Here is a 10,077-nt window from a genome sequence, read left to right as displayed (position 1 = left end):
TCGTTCTCCCGCTTTTTATTGTTTGCTGTTATTTGGTGAACCCGCCCAAGCCTTTATCAATCATGGCAATGCCCGTGCCTCGTTCTACTTCCATTAAACTCATTATTGTTTGCTGGTTTCTGGCGCGTACTTGTTGGGAGTGGTTATGAATCTGCATGATGGTATCGTCGTCCAATCCTTTATTGCCCATCATTGCCTTAAATTGTGCTGGCGGCATTTCGGAAATATGAAAAGCCGCGAGAAAACCCGCATTGTAAAGCGCAGGCACAGCATCAGGTATCGGGCTTACCGCAACCACACGTTGTAAATTTTTAAGTTGGGTTGTCACTGCTTCGTGTGATTCGATGGGGATGTCCTTAAGTGTGTCTTCCTTTTTAAGAATTTCATAAATAGACTTGATTTTAATGTTGAAATCGTCCTGCTTTTGCTTTTCCAGAACCTTTGCTATATTGACACCAACTGCATCGTTAAAGAACGGCACTTCGGGGTCTTTAACCATATTTACCAACATGGCAGTTGGTTGTAGGTGGAATAGTTGGCTGTGCAAATTGATCGCAAAGGCTTTTCTCTCGTCCTCTGTTTTTGCTGGGGCAACGGCTTTTACTTTTTCGATGAATGCTGTTTTGGTCAAATTCAACGCCATATCCCACATGGAATTGATGTGGTTGTCTTTTTGGAAAACCGTAATTAAAGCTTTATCGTTATTGCTCCACTCTGCCAAGTTGTGCGTAAATTTCAGATTGCTGATGACCGTAGGGGTAAAACCTTCCTTACCTTTTAATTCACGTTCAATATCAAACCAATTGCCGTTATGTTTATTGAAAATTTCTGCAAATTTTTCTTGTTGCTTTTCGGCGCGTAAATCGAATTTAAAAAAGTCGATTTTAGGGTTTAATTTTACAGTTTCGTTAATTTCGGCCATCGTATCCTCCTTAATGGGGAAGGGTTAATCCAATACAAATTATTGTTATACTTCCGTTATAGATTCATATTATTAAAGGGTATTTCATTCTCGTTCGATAACGTCCAACTGGGATTCCAAACCGCCCGCCCAATCTTCTGGATAGATTCCATCCCTCACATAACGATGAAAGCTGGAATAAGGCCAGTCCGCTACTTTTTGTACCAAGCCATGTTTCATCGGATTCCAATGCACGTAATCCACATGGCGCATATAGTCGTTTTCATCACGGATCACATGTTCCCAGAACCGTCTTTGCCAGATGCCCCGTTCACCTTTAGCGATTCTTACTTTTGACCGCCGTTCGGTACGCGGCAACTTTTGTACAAACCGAATCTTGATGCTCTTCCAGCGATTGGAAAAATCGTCATCGCCAGGCGGTAATGTCCACACCGTGTGCATGTGGTCGGGCAACACCACCCAAGCATCGATATGAAAAGGCCGTTCACGCTTGGTCATCCGCACCGCCTCGCGCAAATCGTCAATATGCCGCACCAATAAATCCTTTTTTCTTTCCAGTAAATTCACCGTAAAAAAATATGTTCCGCCCGGCACCCGGTAACGTCGATAATCCGGCATATCAATCCTTTGTATCAATCATCGTAGGGCGGATGCCCGATAGGGTGATCCGCCATATCCAATCAATCAACAACGTCAAACATTCAAACCCCAATCGTGCGCCTCATGTGGCGGAACGCCTATCGGCTTCCGCCTTACGGACTTACGGACTTAATTTCCCCGAACTGCCCCTAGCTCCAATCTCCAGTTGTTGAAATCAGGTGTGAGACCGTTCCCCTGAATAGGGACCACAAAACTTCCACCCCATCCTATTGATGGTGGTGATTGTCTTCCCAAAGGAACATTATCCTGAAATATGTTTGGCGGTGGAGGGTAGGTTGGTAATTGAGTTGGAAAAAGATTGATATCGATATGCGCCAATATATCAAAACTGCCAATTGAAGAATCGATTTCAGCAGATGTCCATACTGTTGGAATTAACTTTTTATCATCTGTTGCAGTAGAATTATAATCCACCCAGTTTGCATATGATTGAAACTTAGTTCCATTAACACTGGGCTTATCATCTACAAATGCGCTTACCTTTTCCTTTGAATCTGCAGCAATAACTTTTTTCATTGCTTTTTCTGCCGCGGCATCATCAAACTTAACATCCGAGCCATTGTAAGCTTTGGAGGCATCCTTTAGAAGCGCATACAGTTTTTGAAATTCTTTTTTATTGGCTGCCGGATCACTTGGAGCCTGGTCAGCCAGGTGATTCCAAGGTCTGCTGATTCCTCCTTTGAAAGTTGTATAACTGGAATGACCAAAAATTCCGAAAACGCCTGGTACCTCCCTTCTATGAGGACCTGGCGCATCTGCAAATCCTACGTCTTCTAATGTGTGAAATGCTGTTCCAAAGCTTGTTAGGTTCATACCTGACCCTTTACTGATGTTGGAATTTACTTTATCCAATGCCTCCTGGTATGGTAAAAAGTGATACTCATTTGTAACACCAGACAATATGTGAGGAAGGGTTGTAGGTTCAGTAGCCTTGTTATGGTCAACTCCGGCAGTTGCCAGCGCTATATGCGCAGCATCTCGTTCCAAAAAACCGGCAGCTAATGCTAATTGATAGGTAAGTGCTCCATGTACAGGTTCTTCAAAGTTCCCAGATGGATCTTTATTAATATTTGGATTATTTTTAACGTAACAATATAAATTCAAACAATCCTTTATTCCAATTGGATCACAACTCCCCCACCTCCCCAACCAAGGCAAATAATACCTAGCCGAGTGATACTCCAACCCGCTCTCCTCATCCCGCTCCATCCCCGTATACCGATACCGCTTGGCCGCCGCCTTAATTCCCGCATTCTTTGCCTGAAACGATGTCGTGCCGTAGGGATGGTATTCCTCATAACTAATCACCTGCGCTAAATCATCCAACTCCAACGCCGCCGAACCCAAATGATTGTGCAGTTGATAACGTACAGTTTGCACAGGGCTTGTTTTCCCTATTGTCAAGCCTATTAACACCCTGGGCTTGGTTTCCGCGTCTATCATCACAAAGCGATGTTGCTTGTCCATCAGGCTTAGGCTGGTGCGCTCCAGTCCGGCATCCGTGCCACTGTGTTGTTTATAAATTTCAAATCCGTCAATATAAATACGTTCATCTTTTTTGCTTGGCTCATCACCTGCATTGGCAGTATTTTCGGTAATCTTTCGGATACGTTGGCCTTGCCCGTCATATTGGTAATATGTGCTTTCTGGTGTGCCACCGTCAGTACGCCGTTGGCGGATGGTCTTGACCAATTCTTCTTTGAAGTTCCAGCCCATCTCTTCCAGGTGCGGCATGGAGGTCATAAAACCATGCTGCGCGTGGTGCGGATAAGAATACGTATTCGCACCGATTTGGGTGCTGTTCAAACGATTGTTAGCAGCCTGATATTGGTAATCCCGTGTCCAGGCGTTACCTGATGCCTGATGGCGCATTTGCTGAATATTGCCGACTGAATCGTATTTGAAGGTTTGCGTGTAATTACGCATCGCCATCGGGTCACCAGGGCTTAATTGCTTAAGGTAAGACGCATCATTCCAATTGTCTTTGCTATCAAACGCAAGCGGTGTGTCGTTTTCCCTGCCCGTCGCTTCTGCCAAACGATACAGGGCATCATAAGCGTAGGTAGAAACTCCGGTGATTTTCTGGTTATCAAAAAACACCACCGGGATGTTTTTATCTTCGATGTGAGTGATGTTGCCCACCGGGTCAAAGGTATAATGCCAATCCTGCAACGGATCGTTGTTCTGCCGTTTGGTTTCTAAACGGTTAAGCCGGAAGGTTTCCTTATCATAGGTAAATAAGCTGATAACATTGTTGCCATAAATGATCTTATTGCGCTGGCCTTTTTCGTTGTAATCAATGTTTTTTATATAAATAGTGGGGCTAGCTAGATTTGCATGTTTGACGGTTTCGGCATTCAGTAATCCGGCTTCATTGTAAGATGGTGTAATGACACTGCCATCCGGCGCGGTTTGCTTAGTGATTCGTCCTAGGGCATCGGTTTCGGTTTTAAAGATGAACTCTTCGGTTTCCAGATCAACCGAAAGATTTGCATCTGTCCAGTTGGGTACGCCTTTATAATCTTTAAATAACTGACGCGTAGTGGATGGAGGCTGTCCTTTAAAGTCGTATTTTGGGGTTTTTATCAATCCGCCAGTATCGTAATGGCGATAAACTTGACCCAGCAGGTTTAAGCCCTGAATTTCTGCAAGATTAGAACGATCTGGCAATACCAAGCTTTCACCGTAAATAATCTTATCAAAGAAATTGTTGAGTGCGGTAACACCATCACCGCCGATGACTTTACTGTGGGTGGGGCGGTGCAGCGCATCATAAAAATATTGAAATTCGTGATTGCGTTCGTCCCAGGTGCGGAGCGGATTGCCGATCACATTAATCAGCAGCCAGCGTTGTCCGGCATCCATACTCTTTTGGTAAACCTTATTGCCAAGCATGTCGTACTTGTATTGCATCACGACATTGCCACGCGCATCGATGACTTTGCGTAGATTGCCTTCAATATCGACGTTGACGCGGGTCAGGTAGAATTCATCGGCATCATTAGCTGGGTTTTTATTATGGTCAATCGACAAAACCGGCCTGCCCAAGGTATCAAAATGCTGAACCGTGGGCGTGTTGGCATGTTTGGCGGCTTTGTCGGCAGCCATCTTTTCTCTGTTGGGGTCTTTGCCTGCTTTAATGAGTTGGGGGTCGATCAGATGATTAGTGCGGTTTTGATACCAGGTCGATTCTAAAATGGTATCGTTGGGGTCATATACGGCTTGTTTCCAGGAATCAAATTTTGTCCGTGATAACGTGCCATCGGGTAATTCGGTTTTGATGAGCCGCCCCATCGCATCGTAATAAAGGATGGGGGTAACGCCAGTTTCAACCAGTTCTTTCAGTGTTTCATATTTGTGTGTTACCGAGAAGTACGGCTCGTATTGCTTGACAGCATTGCCTTTGTTATTCAGTACCGTCCTACCACTGCCAATCCAGCGCAATTGTTTGGGGTCAGTCACGTCTTTAATGGAGTAAGTGCCTTCAATCTCATTAACTTTGACTTGCTTGGCGAGACCTGGTTCGGCTTGCGCCTTTTTCATCACGACTTGCCCAAGACCGCCGGAATATTCAAAACTGATTTGAACATCTGTGATATTGGTATTATTAGGCTGGAAAGATAGTTGGTTGGTTACTTCAAAATGTTCTTCTCGGAGAATTGATGCGACGACTACTGGCTGAGGGTTTTCCTTTTTAGAATTTTTATAAGCATCGAGGTCATAGACAAATCGTGCGGTAGCATTTTGCAACAGGTTTTTCCCATGCGTAACTAATACATCGGATGCTGGTGCATTGAAGAAATCATTAACCAAAGTATTTTGAGCATCATCGCTATATTCGTTTAGGCCATTCAGGTAATCGGCTTCATTGCCTTTGCCGAACACCGCCAATGCTTTGACCATCCCCAGTTCATCTACCATGACTTCTGAAAAATTGCCATTAGCATCTTTCATTCTTTTAGGTGACAAGGTACGGAAATTAAACAATTCTACTTTGTGCTTATTACCTATAGCATCTTCGGTTTCTTCAATAAACAGGAAGTAGTCGCTGTAATACTTGACCTTGGTTTTAGCGCCATAAGGATCGATATAAGAAACGGGTACATAGAAATGGTTTTGGGCATCGGTTAAATTTTCCGTGCTTTCCATAAATTGCGTAGTACCCGAACGTATCCACCAGTTGCCATCACCCCCGCTATCGGTAAATTTGCCTTCCATCATCAGGGAAGCATCCACCTTTACTCCAAAAATATCGGTAATCAGGCTCGGGGTGTAGGCCAATTGGTAACTTTCAAACGGTAATGCCAAGGATTCAATGCTATGCAGAGGCAACGGTGAAGTGAGATTGTTGCCGCGATAAAGTGTGCGAACGTGTTCGATAAGTCTTTTCTGCGTCGCTCCTGGTGGCGGGCTGTTATCAATTTGATGGTATTCCACTTCGCCGGCTGTGGTTAGGGTATCTTCAAAATCTTTGATTGAATATAAGGCGCTAGTTTTGGCGATACCTTTTAACTCGTATGTTTTTACCTCTGACGGCAGTCTCAGCCGATAGGCTTTGTCGGTAACAATATCGTTGGTAAAACTATTTTGGATATACGTAATCAGGGCTTTGTTCTGTGCCTCTTGGGTTTCGGTAGGCAAGGAAGCATCCGCTTTTAATCTAGGATAGACGACTGATGCAGATTCCAAGACATTACCGAGTTCATCCAACTTGATGTTTAGGGTATGGGCAATACGCGGGTCATCCGTGTTACGCTCATAGCTGTAGGTAATTGCCTCGCTTTCTTTTACCACGAAAATGGCATGTTGGTTTTGACCTTTAGGCTGCAGCAATTCAATCATGCAATTGTGTGTCGCAACAGAATAAGGGGTTAATTCCTTCTGACGTTGTTCAGGCGTTGCACCATCAGGAGCATCCTTGGCAAACAATTCAGAGCGTAGCCCCATGCCTTTACATGCCCGTAGGACTTGTTGCCATTCCTCAAAGCTAAGACTGCCGATGAGAGATCCATCCAATCCTGGTGCTAGAATCAACCGAGCATCGGGTAATGGTGTTTCATGGTTAACTACCGAAAAACCCTGGCGGTGCATTTCCTCATACCAATATTCGTGGGCATATCGGTTGAGAATTTTTTCCCTACTTAAAAATGCACCTGTATGGAACCAGGATTTAGTGATGACAGGTTCTTGATGCAGGGTTTTATCGACAATTTTAGTGGCATCACCTTTTATCCAATTGTCAAAATCTTCGGTATCAGTTTGTTCCACCATACCAAAGCCCCTGAACTCACGTTCTGCGTGGTCGTAATAGCCATGATGGTATTTATAAGTTGTAACAAAGTGATAGCCCGTAATTAAGTCCCTTATTTCAGTTCTTGATACGCAATGTACCGGAAAATGCAGTTTGGTAACCCAAGGTGTGCCTGCAAGTTTATCGTCAATGTAAAACTTGGTGGAAGGCGTATATTCCAAGGTAACTTCTTTACCCAGATTATTTTTATAAGAAACCATGATGTGCGGTTTCTTACTTTTCATTAGGTCAATGTACTTCAAAGGCGATTGAGTATCTTTAGCCAACCGACTAGACCAAACAATACAAGCAACGCCATTGGCTAATAGATCGGTTACCGTAATTTTTGCCTGATTGTGTATTTCTGGAAAACTGTCTATTTCAAATGGTATTTTGCTAAAACCGTTGCCACTTAGGTTTTTCCAGCAACTGAACTTATTCTTTCCCAGGTAAATAATGTCAGTCGTGCCAGAGCCATCTATGTCTGCCAAACGCAAAAAAGATGGATTGAATACGTCTGGATAGTGAATATTAGGGGCATTATCCATTCCAATTTTTTTACCAAATCTTCCATAACCCAGATTAGGCCAATAACAAACCTCGCTATTACGAATTCGGACGATATCTGATAAACCATCACCTGACATATCAGCCAGGAATATAGTTTGTTTCTCATCAGCAAAAACAAGGTGCGGTCCGGCTTCTTCATCGAATGGTTTCGCTGTTCTTTGTGCGGCTTTAAAACCTTTCCTTCCGAGAGATTCGTACCAGGTAAAAACTTGGTCTTCAGTAATTAAAACATCCGGCTTTCCATCACCATTCAAATCAAGCATACGGGTGTTTGGATCGACCATATTGATATTGGGAATATGCTCAAAAGTCCGAAATGCTTGCCATTCTTCTTCGTCATCTAATTCAAAGTAACCTTTGGGTTCATTATTTAGATTGACCAATTGTTTGCCACCGTCGGCATCCAAATCCATTAATTGCAATTGTGAGCCTAGACCCATAAAAGAAGGCTTTGGGGATACCAATTTAGCCCGTTCAAACGTACCATTTCCTAGATTGTATTTGTAATACCAACCTCCAGCTTGTTCCGTTAAAATGCCAGATAGTCCTTCGTTGAATAAATCAGTGAACTGATAATCTAATTCATCCAAACCAACAGGATCATTCACCAAATCCTCTTGTGATATTGAATTAACCTCCTTGTCCCAAACATGAGGTTCATAATTGAATTCAGTTGCAGGAAGATTTTTTGATGTGTATGTACCATCCGGCTTTTTAATATACCCAAACGCGGTAATGGATTTCAAGAAAGTAAAATCTTGTTCAGTGGACGTATCGTAGTCGAAATTCAGCGATTTAATTAAGGCAGAACCGCCTGTTAATTCACTAAAATAATGGTACAGCAATACCCTTTTGCAGAGTCTTGTGGTTCTTATTTCAAAGCCGGATTTGTATTCTGAAAACGCATCTGGCCTAAAATCCCAATCCTTAATTATGGCAAATGGTGCGTTAGCATCGTACTCTCCATAATCAAACACTGTCTGGAACAAATAATCGCTAGAAATCGGGTAAGGGTCGCTAAAGCTTTTGTAGGGCGTTTTGTTACCGTAAAGTACCTTTTCTAAATAGCGGTTGGTGTAGGTAATATCTCCATTTTCAACGCGGTTTTTGTTGTGCAAAAATAAAGTTTTGACCCCTTTGTTGTCTTCTTTTTTGTAAATATAGTGAGAGCAATTGCCTTTGTCATCAAAAACAAATTCTGGCAGCCACTCATAGATTTTATTTGCATTTTTGGGGTCAGGGTCAGCTATTCTCGATTCCGCACTCCAACCGAAAAGAGTAGTTACATTTTCTTTGGTAATTACCCGCCATTTAATTACAGTGGATGTTTTTTGTGACCACCTTTCTATCCGCGCAAATAAGCCCTCAATTCTGGGTTTATAAAAGCGTATGGTAAAAATGCCGTCTTCTGAGTCTGTTTCTTTGATGATGTAATTACCATCAGAATCCTTGCTAAAATTACCGTTAGATTCTTTTTTGAACTCTGGAACCAAGTCCTCAGCTTCTGAAAACAGAAAAATATCTGAATCTACATCATCAAAATATTGCGGGAGTCTTTTATCACTTTTACGTTTTATGGAGGGTAGACTAAGATTCCAACCCAATCCAAAAATACTATTTCCTGATCCAGAGTTGTAAGATAAGGCTAAAGCAGGGGAAGCTCCTCGGGCTTGTGAAAAAGGAAGGGGGATGGAGAATGAGGCAGTGCCATTCACTGCATTTACTGAAAATTTCTCATCGATGCCTTTTATAGCACCTCCACCTTTTGGCAAAGCAATGGATGGCGTTTCAATCGCATTGGATTTTGTTTTGCCCCCATCCGTCTTTAGGAATTGGGTAGATGATTTTTGATTTTCCGCGTCTTTTTTCATTTTTATTTTTTTTGCCTTCTGTAAAAAGGTTTCTGTGTCAGTTTTGCGGAAACACAGTTTTGGAGACTTAGCTAATTAGCTCTGGATACTACCTAGCCTGAAATCAGAGAGCTTTTTCGGTCGTTGATCGTATGATCGGGTCATTATTAAGTGCGAGCGCTTTATAGAAATAAAGTAATTCTGAAAGGACTTGAAAATGGGAGCGCGACAGAGGTATGAACTAAGAAATGTAGAATTTTTATGAGATTTGGTTAGAAAAAAATTCAGGGAATCGCCGCTTGAGGCACAACCCTTCTCTAGCCTTAAGACATAGCTGATTATTGCCTCCCCACGATTTTCTGACATCTCCCCCCACTTATAGCCTGATTTTAATACAGGTCTTTTTTTTAAGTTAGATTGAACCAGCTATAGGTAACAATGCCAACAATAGAGTTGCTTGTATTTAGTTGTTGACAACGACTCTGACTATGCTCCTGAAATTAGAAAAATGTCAATCTTTTTTTTCTACAACATCAAGAAGATAACGATGTTGCAATCATCTGGCTTAAAATCTTGAGAGATGCTATTAAATTCCTTGACCTAACCAGAAGATAACAAAATCCATGACGACTTTAGGCAACAACTGGAACGATACTACTTTAGCCGATCACTGTTTTATCTTTGTTATTGTCTTATCGTAAGCATCCTATGTTTCTGCTAATATATCCCCGTAAAACTTTCAATCCTACGACAAAAATTCATTTCACTGTTAGGAGATACGACAT

Annotated in this window: 3 protein-coding genes; all 3 read right to left on the bottom strand. The window is 42.4% G+C overall.

All coding sequences use genetic code 11. The features are described 5' to 3' along the window. Window positions 1-28: 28 nt before the first annotated feature. A complete protein-coding gene (locus MGMO_RS11660) occupies window positions 29-922 on the bottom strand; it encodes a hypothetical protein (protein ID WP_023495254.1) in 894 nt (297 codons plus the stop codon). 84 nt (window positions 923-1,006) lie between these two features. After that, window positions 1,007-1,540, bottom strand: coding sequence for an REP-associated tyrosine transposase (locus tag MGMO_RS11655; RefSeq protein ID WP_023495253.1), 534 nt, complete (start codon window positions 1,538-1,540; stop codon window positions 1,007-1,009). 150 nt (window positions 1,541-1,690) lie between these two features. Further along, the gene (locus tag MGMO_RS11650) at window positions 1,691-9,313 is read right to left on the bottom strand and encodes a SpvB/TcaC N-terminal domain-containing protein (protein WP_023495252.1); all 7,623 of its coding nucleotides are present in this window, start codon (window positions 9,311-9,313) and stop codon (window positions 1,691-1,693) included. Window positions 9,314-10,077 lie beyond the last annotated feature (764 nt).

The organism is Methyloglobulus morosus KoM1 (assembly GCF_000496735.2).
Taxonomy (GTDB): domain Bacteria; phylum Pseudomonadota; class Gammaproteobacteria; order Methylococcales; family Methylomonadaceae; genus Methyloglobulus; species Methyloglobulus morosus.
Note: the sequence above shows the minus strand (reverse complement) of the source record. Positions and strands in the feature narration are given on the sequence as shown.

Excerpts from the sequence above, each read along its gene's own strand:
- MGMO_RS11660 (WP_023495254.1), bottom strand. The coding sequence starts at position 922 with ATGGCCGAAATTAACGAAACTGTAAAATTAAACCCTAAAATCGACTTT.
- MGMO_RS11655 (WP_023495253.1), bottom strand. The coding sequence starts at position 1,540 with ATGCCGGATTATCGACGTTACCGGGTGCCGGGCGGAACATATTTTTTT.
- MGMO_RS11650 (WP_023495252.1), bottom strand. The coding sequence starts at position 9,313 with ATGAAAAAAGACGCGGAAAATCAAAAATCATCTACCCAATTCCTAAAG.